Source organism: Vibrio sp. B181a (assembly GCF_030248375.1).
Classification (GTDB): domain Bacteria; phylum Pseudomonadota; class Gammaproteobacteria; order Enterobacterales; family Vibrionaceae; genus Vibrio; species Vibrio campbellii.
In genome coordinates this window covers 59256-74425 of record NZ_JAHGAD010000007.1, presented here as the reverse complement: position 1 = coordinate 74425, position 15170 = coordinate 59256, and the positions used below count along the sequence as shown (strand labels likewise).

The window sequence follows — 15170 nt, the reverse complement described above, 5'->3', positions numbered from 1 at the left end:
TTTGCTTGACGTAAAAAGTGGTTGAACGTGAAAAGAGCAGCACAACGCTGCTCTTTTTTATTGCGGTATTGCTAATGGACTAAGCATTGGGGACGGAGATTAGCCTTCCACAATCACACGGGTATCTTCACTGAGTGATTCCAGTTCGTTTGCCACATCATCGATTTCTAATTCACTAGGCAGCTTGATGGCCATCTTCGCACTGAATAGGCTAGAACTGACCCCACCACCGCCGGCAATGAACACACGTTGGCAGTCCATATCTAAGATTGAAATCCCTTGTCCATCGAGCACGTGAGTAATCTCGTTGACAATACCGGCGCGGTCATTGGCGTCGAGACGTAATTGGAAAACCGTATCTTCTCGATGAGAGTGCGGTTCAGAATCGACGAACTTGACGATAAGAGTCTGGCAAGCGGAAAACGCGTCTTTTACTGTGTCGGCGTTTTCTTCAGGAAGCTCCACTTTGATTACGCCAGCGACTTGGTCTTCAATAAAGTTCACTTTACTGATGAGCCATTTTCCCTCGTTTTCATGTGTAACAGCAGCAAGTTGTTTGATGGTCGCTGGTGATGCCTGACCGACGAAATTAACGATAAACACAGTGTTCATAATGTCCCCTCCCGGAATAAGGTTTGGACGCGGCACGGGTAGACGTATCGCTATAGTTATTTGGGCTTAAGGTTCAAGAACTTAAGTTATTGGAATTTTTTCTTAATTTCAGTGTAGGTGCTGGGGGAGGGTTATGTTTGACAGAGGTCAATTTTTGACGCTAATTCGTGACGCAAATAATGAAAACTTTGCTTGGGGCACAAAAAAAGCAGCTCGTGAGCTGCTCTTTAACCGTTTGGTTTTAGAAGGTTACCTTCATTTCAAAACCGTAGAAGACATTGTCGTAGCTTGCGCCAGAGTCCATCGCGAATCTCGCGGCGTCCTGGTTACCGAACCAAGGCGATGAGCTGAATTGGAATTCTGCGCTACCACCCCAAGCATCGGATACCCAGTAATGGATATGGCCAACTGGGTTAAGGAAGAACAAAGATACGTCACCCATCGTCTCTGAACCCATTACTTCACCGCCGCCAGCAATAATGTCTTGCTCAGCAGTTAACATCATTTCACCGACCACAGCACCAAAAAATGGAGTAATAAACAAGTCTTGCCATGATGGGATTTCCGCAAATGCTTCTACGCCGTATTCCCAGAAGAACGTCGACATGGTCGCAGAGTACAGGAAGGATTCAAATTCGTTGTAGCCCGCGTGGCGTGCTGCTGTGTAGTAAACACCACCGAAGTAAGGGTGCATGACGTAGTTTAGGAAGTGTTCGTCACGATCCCAAACCGGACCGCTAGAAACGTTGTCTTTCCACTTACTACCGAGTTTGCTCATGTCACGATCTTCGTCGTCCCACTTAGTGATGCTTTCAGGCAGCAATGTCATCAAACCCACAGTCGCCACACTCAAACCAAGAATGGTGTAAGTTTGACCCATAAGGTAGTCCCAATCTTTGTCTTTTGGAACGATAAGATGCTTTGGTTGAAGACCTGCGTCGAGATTTAAAGAATCATCGCTATCTAACCCCATCGCATAGCGAGGATTTTGTGGCTCGAAGCTATACAGAGTGGTTGTTTCGCAGTAACCTGACAGGCAATCAGGCGTGTAAGAAAACTCGATATGGTTACTCATATCGTACTGGCTCGCATTTGCCGCAGCAGACGCAGTCAGAACAAGACCACTTAGCGTTTTCTTGAACATGGATGATTTTGACACAGAGGTCTCCGAGTTATTGGTTTGATGATCGGGCTCACAATTATCCCTTAAAAGAACAGCCATTTAAATACTTGACCTAAATTTAATCTCAACAAATTCACTAAGAGATTAGTCTAATAAAATGAAAACGATATAGGCATAATGTCGAAAAAATGTGGATTTTGCCTATTTTCAGGAGTCAGTTGTGAAAATTGCTATGCTTAGTACCGGAGAAGAAGTCCTTCACGGTGACATTGTTGATACAAATGCAGCTTGGCTGTCGAGTTTGTTTTATCAGCATGGATTTGGCTTAACCAAGCGTTCGACCGTTGGTGACAAACAGTCGAGCCTTATCGAAGAATTCCTTATGCTCAGCTTCAATAACGATGTCGTGATCGTTAATGGTGGTTTGGGCCCAACTACAGACGACATGAGCGCCGCTGCAGCGGCAAAAGCTGCCGAATGTAAGCTGGTGCTATTCAAAGACTGGCTAGAGCATCTGGAGGCGATGTACGCTCGTCGTGGTATCCCAATGCCAGACAGTAACCTCAAGCAAGCGATGTTGCCAGAGACAGCCGAAATCGTGGATAACCCAATAGGCACGGCATGTGGCTTTAAAATGCTGATTAATGACGCGGTGTTCTACTTTACGCCGGGTGTGCCAAGCGAATTCAAACTGATGGCAGAAACGCAAATTCTGCCAGACTTGAAGAAGCTATTTCCTGAAGTTGAGAGCGCATCTTGCAGCCGTATTTATACCTTTGGCCTGTCAGAGTCTGGTATCTCAGACAAACTAGACCAAATGAAATTGCCACAGGGTTACGAGCTCGGTTACCGCTCTTACTTGCCGTTTATTGAGGTGAAGCTGTTTGGTCCTTCCAATCAGGTAGAACAGCGAATGAAGCTGATGCAACTGATTCACAAGCACCTTGAAACGAATACGGTGAGCGTAGATGTGCCGATGGTTGAGCATGTAGGCCAAATGCTGGTAGATAAAGGATTGACCTTGTCCGTTTCAGAGAAAAGCAGTGCAGGCCACTTAACCTATTGGCTTAACAGTGATGAGAACGTCGAAAAGCAGTTTGGTCATGGTTGGGTATTAGCTGGTCAAAGCCAAACCATTACCGACGAGGGAGACCCATTAGCAGCGACCTTTGCGTTAGCGGGTGCTACGCGCGAGAAGTGCGGCACGGATTTGGCGCTAGTGACCGGAAAGCTTGAAGAGGGAGTATTTTCCGTGGCGCTTTCTACCTCAACAGGCGAGTGGGGGGCGTTATATAAGTTATCGAGAAAATATCAGCTCGACGACCAAGTGAAAGTTATCAGTGCGGCCGCGTTAGATTTGTTACGCCGTTACCTAGAACGTAAACCAATGTCGGCTCAATATGCTTTCTTAGAGAAAGTGAAAGAGATGCATATCCCGAGCAGTGCGATTTGAAGCAAGGTTTAACTGTTTTCGCCCTTGTTGCGTAAATACATTTAAGGGCGAGATACCCATCTCAGGACGAGACGACAGATAGCAAAAAGCCAAGGCGGTTGCCTTGGCTTTATTGTATTTGCTTAGCTGGTTTGGACTAGGCGCGTTTTTCTTTCATCGCATAGTTCACACCGCTCAGGGAAACGTCTGATTTCGCCTTACAAATACAAGGCAGTATCTCATCAGGCTGAGTATAAGCCATGGCAAAACCAACGTACTCCACTTCACCCGACTCCAACTTACAACGACAAGCACCACAGTGGCCGTCGCGACAGTTGTATTCAGGTAATAAACCTGCTTGTTCCATCGTCTCCAAAATCGTATTGGATGGGTTGGACTCAATGCTAACGAGTTTGTTGATTTTGATATTTGGCATTACAGCTCAAATCCTTCGAAGTCGTCTGCACTTACTTCATTGTCAATCTGACCAACAAGGTATGAAGAGATTTCTGCTTCTTGCGGTGCAACCTGAACGTTATCCGATGACAACCAAGCGTTGATCCATGGGATAGGGTTTGACGTCGCTTCAGGGTACGCTGCTGGCAGACCTACTGCTTGCATACGGATGTTAGTGATGTACTCAACGTATTGGCTCAGGATGTCTTTGTTCAGACCGATCATTGAACCGTCTTTAAATAGGTACTCAGCCCACTCTTTTTCTTGCTCAGCCGCTTCTTTGAATAGGTCAAAACACTCTTGTTTTGCTTCTTCAGCGATTTGCATGAATGAGAAGTCATCTTGACCGTTACGTAGCAGGTTGATCATGTGCTGCGTACCGTTCAAGTGAAGTGCTTCATCACGAGCGATCAGCTTGATGATTTTCGCGTTACCTTCCATTAGCTCACGTTCTGCGAACGCAAATGAACATGCGAAACTTACGTAGAAACGGATTGCTTCAAGCGCGTTTACCGACATCAGACAGATGTACAATTTCTTCTTCAGATCGTACAGGCTAACTTTAACCGTTTCACCATTCAGAACATGTTCACCTTCACCGTAACGGTGGTAGTCGTTTGTCGCTTGAATTAGGTCATCGTAGTAGTGTGCAATGTCTTTCGCACGCTTAAGGATGTGTTCGTTTTCAACGATATCGTCAAATACCACACTTGGATCATTCACGATGTTACGGATGATGTGTGTGTACGAACGAGAGTGAATCGTTTCAGAGAAAGACCATGTCTCAATCCATGTTTCTAGCTCAGGCAGAGAAACAAGTGGAAGCAGTGCAACGTTCGGGCTTCGGCCTTGAATTGAGTCAAGCAACGTTTGGTACTTCAGGTTTGAGATGAAGATGTGCTTCTCGTGGTCTGGTAGCTTGTTGTAATCGATACGATCGCTTGAAACGTCAACTTCTTCTGGACGCCAGAAGAAAGACAATTGCTTTTCGATTAGTTTTTCGAAGATCTCGAATTTTTGTTGGTCGTAACGAGCAACGTTCACTGATTGACCTAGGAACATTGGTTCCTTTAGCTGGTCGTTTTTGTTCTGGTTAAAAGTACTGTAAGCCATAATGCCTCAATTCCTTTTAGACCTCCCCAAAAGGGGAGGTATTCGATTGTTTGTTTCTACGGATTGTTAGGGTGCGGGAGATTAAATCTTACAACCGCCGCCTGCACAATCGTCATCTTGTGGTTGAACTGCGTCTTTCTGGTCGTCTTTCGCGCCGTCACGAGTGTTATGGTAGTAAAGTGTCTTCACACCAAACTTGTACGCAGTTAGAAGGTCTTGAAGAAGTTTCTTCATTGGAACCTTACCGCTCTCGTAACCAGAAGGGTCGTAGTTTGTGTTTGCAGAGATCGCTTGGTCAACGAATTTCTGCATGATGCCCACAAGGTGTAGGTAACCGTCGTTAGAACCGATGTTCCAAAGCAGTTCGTAGTTGTCTTTCAGCTCAGCAAAATCTGGCACAACTTGCTTCAGGATGCCGTCTTTCGACGCTTTAACAGACACGAAACCACGTGGTGGCTCAATACCGTTTGTCGCGTTAGAGATCTGAGAAGAAGTCTCAGATGGCATTAGCGCAGTCAGTGTTGAGTTACGTAGGCCGTGCTCCATGATTTCTTGACGTAGGCTGTCCCAATCGTAGTGCAGCTCTTCTTCACAAATTAGATCAACGTCTTTCTTGTAAGTGTCGATTGGCAGTAGACCTTTCGCGTAGTTCGTTTCGTGGAACGAAGGACACTTACCTTGCTCTTTCGCAAGCGCTACAGAGGCTTTCAATAGGTAGTACTGAATCGCTTCAAATGTACGGTGAGTTAGGCCGTTTGCGCTGCCGTCAGAGTACTTAACGCCATTCTTCGCTAGGTAGTATGCGAAGTTGATAACGCCAACACCCAGCGTACGACGGTTCATTGTCGACTTGTAAGCTGCTGGTAGTGGGTAATCTTGGTAATCAAGCAGAGCGTCTAGTGCACGCACTACAAGCTCAGATAGCTCTTCGAAATCATCTAGCGATTTGATAGCACCAAGGTTAAACGCAGAAAGCGTACATAGTGCGATCTCACCTGAATCATCTTCTACGTTTTTCAGAGGCTTAGTTGGCAGAGCGATTTCCAAACATAGGTTTGATTGACGAACTGGCGCAACTTCTGAATCGAACGGGCTGTGAGTATTACAGTGGTCCACGTTCTGAATGTAGATACGGCCTGTTGATGCACGCTCTTGCATTAGCAGAGTGAACATCTCAATTGCTTTAACGGTCTCTTTCTTGATTGAAGGATCGTTTTCGTATTTCACGTATAGACGTTCGAATTCTTCTTGGTTTTCGAAGAACGCGTCGTATAGACCAGGTACGTCAGACGGTGAGAATAGCGTGATGTTGCCACCTTCCACTAGGCGTTGGTACATCAGTTTGTTCAACTGAACACCGTAGTCCATGTGACGAACACGGTTCTCTTCTACACCACGGTTGTTCTTAAGCACCAATAGTGAGCGAGCTTCACCGTGCCATAGCGGGTAGAACACAGTTGCTGCACCGCCACGAACACCACCTTGAGAACAACATTTCACTGCTGTTTGGAAGTATTTGTAGAATGGAATACAACCTGTGTGGAATGCTTCACCACCGCGGATTTCAGAACCTAGCGCACGGATACGACCTGCGTTGATACCGATACCTGCACGTTGAGAAACGTAACGCACGATAGAGCTTGCTGTTGCGTTGATAGAATCAAGGCTATCGCCACATTCAATCAGTACACATGAGCTGAACTGACGAGTAGGCGTACGTACACCAGACATGATCGGTGTAGGCAGAGAAATCTTAAATGTCGATGTCGCATCGTAGAAACGCTTGATGTAGTCAAGACGTGTTTCTTTCGGGTAGTTAGCGAACAGGCAAGCAGACACTAGAATGTACAGGAACTGAGCACTTTCGTAGATTTCACCTGATACACGGTTTTGTACGAAGTACTTACCTTCTAGCTGTTTTACGGCTGCGTATGAGAAATCAAGGTCGCGCTTGTGGTCGATGTACGCATCAAGCTCGTCTAATTCCGCTTTTGTGTAGTCTTCTAGGATGTGCTTATCGTACTTACCCATATCAACAAGACGAGCTACGTGGTCATGCAACGTTGGCGGCTCGTATTGGCCGTATGCTTTTTTACGTAGGTGGAATACCGCTAGGCGAGCAGCTAGGTATTGGTAGTCCGGTGTCTCTTCTGAAATCAGGTCTGCAGCAGACTTGATCATCGTCTCGTGGATATCTGACGTGGTGATGCCGTCATAAAACTGGATGTGAGCACGTAATTCTACTTGTGATACTGAAACGTTGTTAAGACCTTCGGCAGCCCAAGTAATAACGCGATGGATTTTCTCCAGATCGATAGTTTCTTTGCGGCCATCACGCTTAGTGACGGTAAGTTGTTGGTTCATTCTGCTTTATTTCCCTAAGAAAACTGATAAAAGCCGTGTTTTTGTTTGTTTATGTGCAAAATTTGTAAAACTTGCGGCGGCTTTGTGATCAAAGTCTATCTATATATTGTAGCTTAAACACAACATATAGGGGTTCATTTGTTTGCGAGTTACAAGATAGTGCTGTTACCCCAATTTTTCAAGGTACAGATTTGGGATGACTTGTGGATAACTAACAAAATTAAAAAAATCAGTAAGTGGACACTAACCGATGAGAAAAGGGCTGACTTGAATGGGGAAAATTACGTTTTTCAGATCGGTTCATAAATAACCGCATGTAAAAATATTTTCCTTGATCTTTGACAGTTTTTGTTTGTTAAAAATAGATTGGTCAAAATGGAATCTAGAGCACTTTTTTTCTACAGAAATTGACAAAAAAAGCGGCGCTCATGTGCTACCGCTTTTCCCTTAAATTTCATATCGAGTTTTGCTTAATCACGAACAACGCCGCGATCCAAAAAATCAATATTTAGTAGTGTGAACGATGTAGTTTACATCCACATTACGACCGAGCTTATAGCTGTCGTTAAGAGGGTTGTAGTGCAAACCTGTGATGCCCATTTCGGTTAGGTCAGTTTGATCAATCATCTTCATCATTTCTGCTGGTTTGATGAACTTCTCATGGTCGTGTGTGCCTTCTGGAACGATTCTCAGCAGTTTCTCTGCGCCGACAATAGCAAACAGGTAAGATTTGATGTTGCGGTTTAAAGTTGAGAAGAAGACATGGCCGCCTGGTTTCACGAGCGCTGCACAAGAACGAATCACAGAAAGAGGATCTGGCACGTGCTCAAGCATTTCCATACAAGTCACCACATCATAGGTGCCAGCATTTTCAGCGGCGTGGTCTTCGATTGTGCTTTGGATGTAAGTCAGTTTAGTACCCGTCTCTAGTGCGTGCAGGCGCGCGACTTCTAGAGGTTCTTTACCCATATCTAGACCGGTAACGACGGCGCCTTCTTTTGCCATGCTTTCCGCGAGGATACCGCCGCCACAGCCAACATCGAGCACTTTTTTGCCAAATACACCGTCAGCTTTCTCTAGGACATAGTTCAAGCGAAGCGGGTTAATTTGGTGAAGTGGTTTGAATTCGCCTTCTAAATCCCACCAACGGGAAGCCATCTCTTCGAATTTCTTAATTTCACTTGGGTCGACGTTTTGTGCTTTTGTCATGATAGTAATATCGCTTCGCTAATAGTCCTTTGGAAGGCGTGATTATACTCCAATGGTACGATACGTTAAAACTGCTTCTTTTCTCACAATCGCTACAGGGGAGATTTTTGAGCGGTGTTGGTGGAAATGTAGTCAGTTTTCAGAAAGATATGGGATGAATGTGCAAATTCTCTTCATTTAACTCATAACGAAGCTCACAACCTGATAAAACGAGTGGGAAAGTGATGCCCCGTTGATGAATTGTGTGTTATATTTTTGCACCTTACACGTATCGTAATTACGATCAGATAATAGAGGGATAATGGCTCTATGAGCGATTTAGCTAAAGAGATCACGCCCGTAAACATTGAAGATGAGCTTAGAGGTTCATACCTAGACTACGCGATGTCAGTAATCGTGGGTCGTGCTCTTCCAGATGTGCGTGATGGCCTAAAACCAGTACACCGCCGCGTTTTATTCGCGATGAACGTACTAGGCAACGATTGGAACAAACCATATAAAAAATCAGCCCGTGTTGTCGGCGACGTAATCGGTAAATATCACCCACACGGTGATAGTGCTGTGTACGACACAATCGTACGTATGGCTCAGCCGTTCTCACTTCGTTACATGCTGGTCGATGGTCAAGGTAACTTTGGCTCGATCGATGGCGACTCTGCTGCGGCAATGCGTTATACCGAAGTACGTATGGCGAAAATTGCCCATGAACTTCTGGCTGACCTAGATAAAGAAACCGTGGACTACGTACCTAACTACGATGGTACGGAGCAAATCCCAGCGGTTCTTCCAACTAAAATTCCTAACCTATTGGTAAACGGTGCTTCTGGTATCGCGGTAGGTATGGCAACCAACATCCCACCGCACAACCTTGGCGAAGTGATCGATGGCTGTCTTGCATTCATCAATAATGAAGAAATCACGATTGATGAACTAATGGATTACATTCCTGGTCCTGATTTTCCAACGGCAGCGCTAATCAGCGGTCGTAAAGGCATCGTAGACGCGTACAAAACTGGTCGCGGCAAGATCTACATGCGTTCAAAAGCGGAAATCGAAGTGGAGAAGAATGGTAAAGAAACCATCATCGTCACTGAAATCCCTTACCAGGTAAACAAAGCGCGCTTGATCGAAAAGATCGCTGAGCTAGTTAAAGATAAGAAAGTAGAAGGCATCAGTGCGCTACGTGACGAGTCTGATAAAGACGGTATGCGTATCGTAATTGAATGTAAGCGCGACGCTGTGGGTGAAGTGGTTCTTAACAACCTTTACGCACAAACTCAGCTTCAAACGACTTTCGGTATCAACATGGTTGCGCTAAACAACGGCCAGCCACAGCTATTCAACCTAAAAGACATGTTGAAGTGCTTTGTTGACCACCGTCGTGAAGTTGTAACTCGTCGTACTATCTTCGAACTACGCAAAGCGCGTGAACGTGCTCATATCCTTGAAGCACTGTCTCTTGCTCTTGCAAACATCGATGAAGTTATCGAGCTGATCAAAAACGCACCAACACCAGCTGAAGCAAAAGTTGGCTTGGTATCGCGTGGTTGGGATCTTGGTAACGTAGCATCAATGCTTGAGCGTGCTGGTACTGATGCAGCTCGTCCAGAATGGCTAGAAGATCAATACGGTATCCGTGATGGTCTGTACTACCTAACTGAGACTCAAGCACAAGCTATTCTAGAACTTCGTCTACACCGTCTAACCGGTCTAGAGCACGAGAAGATTCTTGATGAATACAAAGCACTTCTAGATGAAATCGCAGAGCTAATGCACATCCTTGCAAGCACTGAGCGTCTAATGGAAGTGATTCGCGAAGAGCTTGAAGCAGTTCGCGATGGTTACGGCGATGCTCGTCGTACCGAAATCACAGCAGCTACCCATGACATCGACATGGAAGAGCTGATTGCTCGTGAAGACGTAGTAGTAACTCTGTCTCACGAAGGTTACGTTAAGTACCAAATTCTAAGCGACTACGAAGCTCAGCGCCGTGGTGGTAAAGGTAAGAGTGCAACGAAGATGAAAGATGAAGACTTCATCGAACGTCTACTTGTTGCAAATACTCACGATAACATTCTGTGTTTCTCAACTCGTGGTAAGACTTACCGTCTGAAAGTTTATCAATTGCCTCATGCAACTCGTACTGCACGTGGTAAGCCAATCGTAAACATCCTTCCTCTAGAGGAAGGTGAACGTATCACTGCAATTCTTCCTGTTGATGAGTTCTCACCAGAGAAATTTATCTTCATGGCGACTGGCGATGGTACGGTTAAGAAGACCCCACTGAACCAGTTTGCAAACGTACGTTCAAACGGTCTAATCGCTGTGAACCTACGTGATGATGACTCACTAATTGGTGTTGATATCACAAACGGCGATAGCGACATCATGCTGTTCTCTAAAGCAGGTAAAGTGGTTCGCTTCAGCGAAGACAAAGTACGTGCAATGGGTCGTACAGCGGCAGGTGTTCGCGGTATGAAACTAGCAGACGAAGACCAAGTTGTTTCTCTAATCGTTCCGTCTAACGAAGGCGATATCCTAACGGTTACACAAAACGGCTACGGTAAGCGTACTGAACTAGCGGAATACCCAACGAAAGGTCGTGCAACTCAGGGCGTTGTGTCTATCAAGGTTTCTGAGCGTAACGGTCCAGTTGTTGGCGCGGTACAAGTAGAAGAAGGCGACGAGATGATGATGATCACCGACGCTGGTACTCTAGTACGTACACGTGTTGCGGAAGTGAGCCAAGTTGGTCGTAACACTCAAGGTGTGACACTTATCCGTACAGCTGAAGACGAATCAGTAGTTGGTCTACAACGTATCGATGAAGTTGAAGAAGTTGAATTGCCAGAAGGCGAAGAAGCAGAAGCAACAGAGGCGAATGCAGAAGGTCAAGCTCCTGAAGCGCCAGCAGCAGACGATGCAGCTGAAGGTTCAGAAGAAGAGTAAGCTTCTTCTTAATCGCTAAATTTGAAAGCCGAGCATAACGCTCGGCTTTTTTGTATCTGTATCAACGCAATCGAGACAAGAAATGCGTACACTGGCGTTATCTTTATTGAAAGGATGCGTTATGTCTGTTTGGTTCTTTGTTGCCATCTCCTTGATGGGGTTGTTCATTGTTCTCTTGTCTTTGAGTGCATCAAAAGTGAAACCTGCTCAGTGGTTTGGCTTTTGTTTGTTGGTACTCGTCGTGACCAGCGCAAGTTTCTTATTGCTGCGTCAGACACCGCCTCAACCAATCCAAGCGGAAATGTCTCGAATGATGACTGCTCGCGACATAATGCAGGAAATCCAAGATCAACTGAGTGAAGACCCAAACAACGCTGAGTTATGGTTTCAGTTAGGGCAGGGCTATCTGTTAGAAGGTGAGTTGGATGGTGCGTTGATTTGTTTTGATTACGCGATCCAACTTACTGAACCTGTCAGTGCCACGCAACTTGCTGCCAAGGCGACCACTTTATACTACATCCACCAACAATCTATGACGCAAGAAGTCAGCCTGCTTCTGGAGCAAGCTCTACAGATAGAACCGCATAATGAAGCAGCTTTGTCTTTGATCGCAAATGACCATTTTCTGTCATTCCGCTTTCAGGAAGCCATTGATACTTGGGTACTATTATTAGATTCTAATGATCCAAACTTAGATAGAGTGCAAATCATTAACTCTATCAACAAAGCAAAAGAGCTGTTGTAAGCGTACAATTTAATAAGCAGTAGAGGGAAAGGTGGGCAACGAATGAAAAATAAGGCACTAAGCATATTGGTTTTGCTGTGCGGCTCTGTATTAGCGGGTTGTAGCTCTTCCGATCATTCTGGTTCTTCCTCTTCGGTTTATTATTCTTCAGGTTATTACGATCCGTGGTGGTACGATCATGACGATTACTGGATCTACTATTATCCGGGTTGTTGTGACAACGATGACGAATACAAAGAGAAGCTGGAAGAATGGTGGAATGGCTTGGATGAAGACCAACAGCAGTCCATCAAAGACAAAGTCGAAGATTGGAAGGACGATGATATGTCTGCCAACATCGATAACATGAAGCGCCAACTTGATGATCATTGGCAATCACTGCCTGAAGAGCAAAAGCAAGAGATCCAAACTAAGTGGGAGAATCGTCCAGAACGTATTGAGCCAGCGGCTTTACAAGACAAAGTGGTGAAAGAAAAGCTGCAACAAAGAAAAGCACTGCCTGAGACTCAAATCCAACGTCCTGCTGCAAGACCTAATGTGCAAATGCCTAAAACGCGGCCAAATATTCAGCCTAGACCGAGGCTGCCTCGTCGCTAGTTTATTTTTCTCTATCTCTTTATTAAAAGAAAAGGGCGCCTTCTGCGCCCTTTGTTTTATCTGTGTAACCTTGATGCAATCGATACTGATCAGTATGTAGCTTCACGTTCGGCCGCGGCTTTATCCCAGTCCGGAACGACAGTCTCTAGGAAGTGTTTCTTATCTGTGTTCATTTTTTCCATATCCATACCAAGTGCTTCTTGTGCTTTCGCTTTGGTCGAGATATCTGGAATTTGTACTGGTTCAGTAATGCCCTTGGTTGCCAGTAAACGAACCAACTTGGTACGAGCGTCAGCGGCGCGATCAACTGCAGTACCTAGTACTTCAAGCGCTACCTCAGGAGCATGCATGTGGACACCGTGAGAAGCAATTGCGTAGTCCCAACGCCATTGTGCGTGGCGAATATCTTTTAGGATAGGTTCCATCTCTGCTTCTGTAGCGCCCGCTTTCCACGCTGCGCCTGCTTCAAAATGCGCTGCTACGATTTGCTTCTCGGCGGTTAGCTTCATGTTCAGTACTTGCGCTTTGCGAGTCGAAACGATGCCTTGTAACTGCTCTTTGGCTTGGGTATGACATTGTGCACAAGTGTCTTCGAAGCGGTCAAATGGGTTACCCACTTTGTGGTCTGTGTACACCGTGCCGTCTTCTTTGGTCACTTTAGGCATATGACAGTCCACACACACCACTTTGTTTTTACCATGGATGCCATCACGCCACGTTTCGTAACCTGGGTGTTGTGCTTTTAGCATCGGAGCTTTAGATACTGCATGCGTCCAATCTTTGAAATTCAACGCGTCGTAGTATTTCTCCATGTCATTAACGGTGGTGCCCATATCCCATGGGAATTTGACCGCTTTAGTCGGGCCGGTGAAGTAGTATTCAACGTGACATTGAGCGCAGACCGATGCTTGCTTATCTAGGCGAGATTGTTCATCAAAGTTTTTACCAATAGTATCAAAAGCACGCTCGACATAAGGGCGAGTTACCGCCAGTGCTGGTTCGCCTTTCTTAAATTCTTCAGAGCGAGTGTCGTGACAGTCAGAACAACCAATAGGGTTGACGGTTTCTGAGCCCAATCGTGCCCATTTACCTTCGAAATAACCGTCTTCACCACGTTCATCAATCACGCGAGCAACGTCAGGGCTTTTACAGCTCCAACAGGCCATTGGCATAGGGCCAGATTTTTCATCAGTCGGTGCGCCAGTGCGTAAGGTTTGGCGAACATCGTCAAGTGCGTAAAAGTGACCGCGCGCTTTGTTGTAGTCTTTAGCAAAGCCGTATCCTGCCCACAAGATCACCATGTTTGGATCTTCACTTAGGGCATCTTCAATGTGTTCGCTTTCAGAGGTTGCTTTCCAAGAGTGGTATTGATCAGGGTGGTTCTGTTCAAAGACGTCATTTCGAGGGTCGACGAGGCCTTTATCTTCTGCTGCCAACGGAGCGCCGACCAAAAATAATTGGCTGGCGAATAAGGTCGCAACCGCGATGGGTGCGCTCATCCAGTGTTTTATGCTCACGGTGTTATCTCCATATTCGTTTTTATTAGCAGCGTTGTGAAGGAGCTATTCCAAATAAGAACTGGAGATCTGTATTTAATATTATTGTTTATTCCAATGGATGAAATAGTGAGCAGGACTTGTCTTGTTTTAGATCAATTTACACCAGTGATCTTAATCATGTTTAAGTTTTTATACCTCTAAAGGGGTAGTGGTTAATGTCTTTTATAGCAAGGTGTTACGATTTAACCATTTCAAAAATAGGGTGATTTAGTTCGCTTTTTAGGCAGTTGTTTCTACCCCTTGTGGATAATAGAGGTATTATAAATATAGGTTTAGCGTTGTGGCTTTCCGAAATAAGAATTGATGTCATTTGAAGATTTGGAAAATATCTTCAGAGGAAATTAATTGTCGCTCAAATAAATAATTGAGAATAGTTATCAATTATTGTCGAGCTAAGGAAAGAAAAATATGGGCAATATAAAATTGACCATAGAGACAATGCTGAAATTTCTCTTCGTCTTTGCCATCTATGGTTTCTCCATCGCCGCCCATGCGACTTCTTCAGAGCCGATTGAAGGTGCTCAAGCTGAGCGTCATCAAGTCGAGTTAATCCGAGACAGAGACTACAAATGTCTCCAATGTCATAAGGACGCCAAAGAGACTCTGAACCTTTCGCATGATCCGCAAACGTTACTCAGCAAAGGTAAGCAGCTTAATTGCACCAATTGCCACAGTAACATCGGTCCTGATCACCGTGAAGGTGCGCCGGATGTGATTAAGTTTTCTGCCGCGCAATCGAAAGAGGTACACGACAAAGTGTTCCTTGATCCAAGCATGATTCTTAAAGCCAACAGCCAGTGTGTGGATTGCCATGCCCCTGCCAAGCTCAGAGAAAATCACTGGACGCATGATGTTCATGCAAAGAATCTTACTTGCTCAAATTGTCATGATGTTCATGCTGCAAAAACCAAAGCCCTCTCTTACGACAGAAAACAGTTGATCAAGCAGTGTGTAGATTGTCACTCTGAGTTTGCCATCGAACCTGAACTTGCAAAAGAAGAGGAGAGATAG

At 45.3% G+C, this 15170-nt stretch carries 12 protein-coding genes; 5 read left to right on the top strand and 7 right to left on the bottom strand.

Annotated features, from left to right (window positions below; all coding sequences use genetic code 11):
- Positions 1–99: 99 nt before the first annotated feature.
- Both KIO97_RS02325 and KIO97_RS02320 read right to left on the bottom strand, forming a co-directional pair.
- Entirely contained in the window at positions 100–612 is a 513-nt protein-coding gene (locus tag KIO97_RS02325; protein WP_038889972.1) for a glycine cleavage system protein R, read from the bottom strand.
- A gap of 241 nt (positions 613–853) precedes the next feature.
- A complete protein-coding gene (locus KIO97_RS02320; RefSeq protein WP_285380971.1) occupies positions 854–1756 on the bottom strand; it encodes a DUF3943 domain-containing protein in 903 nt (300 codons plus the stop codon).
- Positions 1757–1955: 199 nt separating this feature from the next.
- Here KIO97_RS02320 and KIO97_RS02315 point away from each other — a divergent pair, with 199 nt between their 5' ends.
- Entirely contained in the window at positions 1956–3188 is a 1233-nt protein-coding gene (locus tag KIO97_RS02315) for a CinA family nicotinamide mononucleotide deamidase-related protein (protein ID WP_285380813.1), read from the top strand.
- A gap of 136 nt (positions 3189–3324) precedes the next feature.
- Here KIO97_RS02315 and yfaE read toward each other — a convergent pair whose 3' ends face one another.
- The 4 genes from yfaE to ubiG all read right to left on the bottom strand — a co-directional run bounded on the left by yfaE (position 3325) and on the right by ubiG (position 8309).
- The gene (gene yfaE, locus KIO97_RS02310; RefSeq protein WP_038889975.1) at positions 3325–3603 is read right to left on the bottom strand and encodes a class I ribonucleotide reductase maintenance protein YfaE; all 279 of its coding nucleotides are present in this window, start codon (positions 3601–3603) and stop codon (positions 3325–3327) included.
- On the bottom strand, positions 3603–4736 hold the full coding sequence (nrdB, locus tag KIO97_RS02305; RefSeq protein WP_045402965.1) for a class Ia ribonucleoside-diphosphate reductase subunit beta: 1134 nt from the start codon (positions 4734–4736) through the stop codon (positions 3603–3605). The genes yfaE and nrdB overlap by 1 nt, the downstream gene beginning before the upstream one ends.
- 81 nt (positions 4737–4817) lie before the next feature.
- Positions 4818–7100 carry a class 1a ribonucleoside-diphosphate reductase subunit alpha gene (gene nrdA, locus KIO97_RS02300; RefSeq protein ID WP_045378844.1) on the bottom strand — a complete coding sequence of 761 codons (2283 nt, stop codon included), beginning with the start codon at positions 7098–7100 and terminating at the stop codon, positions 4818–4820.
- Positions 7101–7601: 501 nt separating this feature from the next.
- Positions 7602–8309: a bifunctional 2-polyprenyl-6-hydroxyphenol methylase/3-demethylubiquinol 3-O-methyltransferase UbiG gene (gene ubiG / locus KIO97_RS02295; RefSeq protein WP_045421443.1), complete on the bottom strand. Its 708-nt coding sequence runs from the start codon at positions 8307–8309 to the stop codon at positions 7602–7604.
- A gap of 309 nt (positions 8310–8618) precedes the next feature.
- On the opposite strand from ubiG, the gene gyrA reads away from it, so the two are divergent.
- From gyrA to KIO97_RS02280, 3 genes are all read left to right on the top strand, one after another.
- The gene (gyrA, locus tag KIO97_RS02290) at positions 8619–11258 is read left to right on the top strand and encodes a DNA gyrase subunit A (RefSeq protein ID WP_005430650.1); all 2640 of its coding nucleotides are present in this window, start codon (positions 8619–8621) and stop codon (positions 11256–11258) included.
- Between the two features lie 121 nt (positions 11259–11379).
- The gene (locus KIO97_RS02285; protein WP_050909038.1) at positions 11380–12003 is read left to right on the top strand and encodes a cytochrome c; all 624 of its coding nucleotides are present in this window, start codon (positions 11380–11382) and stop codon (positions 12001–12003) included.
- A gap of 42 nt (positions 12004–12045) precedes the next feature.
- The gene (locus tag KIO97_RS02280; RefSeq protein ID WP_285380811.1) at positions 12046–12600 is read left to right on the top strand and encodes a hypothetical protein; all 555 of its coding nucleotides are present in this window, start codon (positions 12046–12048) and stop codon (positions 12598–12600) included.
- 89 nt (positions 12601–12689) lie between these two features.
- Here the strand turns inward: KIO97_RS02280 and nrfA are convergent, their stop codons facing one another.
- Positions 12690–14117, bottom strand: a complete 1428-nt coding sequence (gene nrfA / locus KIO97_RS02275) for an ammonia-forming nitrite reductase cytochrome c552 subunit (RefSeq protein ID WP_285380809.1) — start codon at positions 14115–14117, stop codon at positions 12690–12692.
- Positions 14118–14567: 450 nt separating this feature from the next.
- Here nrfA and nrfB point away from each other — a divergent pair, with 450 nt between their 5' ends.
- A complete protein-coding gene (gene nrfB, locus KIO97_RS02270) occupies positions 14568–15170 on the top strand; it encodes a cytochrome c nitrite reductase pentaheme subunit (protein ID WP_285380807.1) in 603 nt (200 codons plus the stop codon).

Bases quoted from the DNA above. Each gene is read 5' to 3' on its own strand.
- KIO97_RS02325 (WP_038889972.1), bottom strand. From the start codon at position 612: ATGAACACTGTGTTTATCGTTAATTTCGTCGGTCAGGCATCACCAGCG.
- KIO97_RS02320 (WP_285380971.1), bottom strand. From the start codon at position 1,756: ATGTTCAAGAAAACGCTAAGTGGTCTTGTTCTGACTGCGTCTGCTGCG.
- yfaE (WP_038889975.1), bottom strand. From the start codon at position 3,603: ATGCCAAATATCAAAATCAACAAACTCGTTAGCATTGAGTCCAACCCA.
- nrdB (WP_045402965.1), bottom strand. From the start codon at position 4,736: ATGGCTTACAGTACTTTTAACCAGAACAAAAACGACCAGCTAAAGGAA.
- nrdA (WP_045378844.1), bottom strand. From the start codon at position 7,100: ATGAACCAACAACTTACCGTCACTAAGCGTGATGGCCGCAAAGAAACT.
- ubiG (WP_045421443.1), bottom strand. From the start codon at position 8,309: ATGACAAAAGCACAAAACGTCGACCCAAGTGAAATTAAGAAATTCGAA.
- gyrA (WP_005430650.1), top strand. From the start codon at position 8,619: ATGAGCGATTTAGCTAAAGAGATCACGCCCGTAAACATTGAAGATGAG.
- KIO97_RS02285 (WP_050909038.1), top strand. From the start codon at position 11,380: ATGTCTGTTTGGTTCTTTGTTGCCATCTCCTTGATGGGGTTGTTCATT.
- KIO97_RS02280 (WP_285380811.1), top strand. From the start codon at position 12,046: ATGAAAAATAAGGCACTAAGCATATTGGTTTTGCTGTGCGGCTCTGTA.
- nrfB (WP_285380807.1), top strand. From the start codon at position 14,568: ATGGGCAATATAAAATTGACCATAGAGACAATGCTGAAATTTCTCTTC.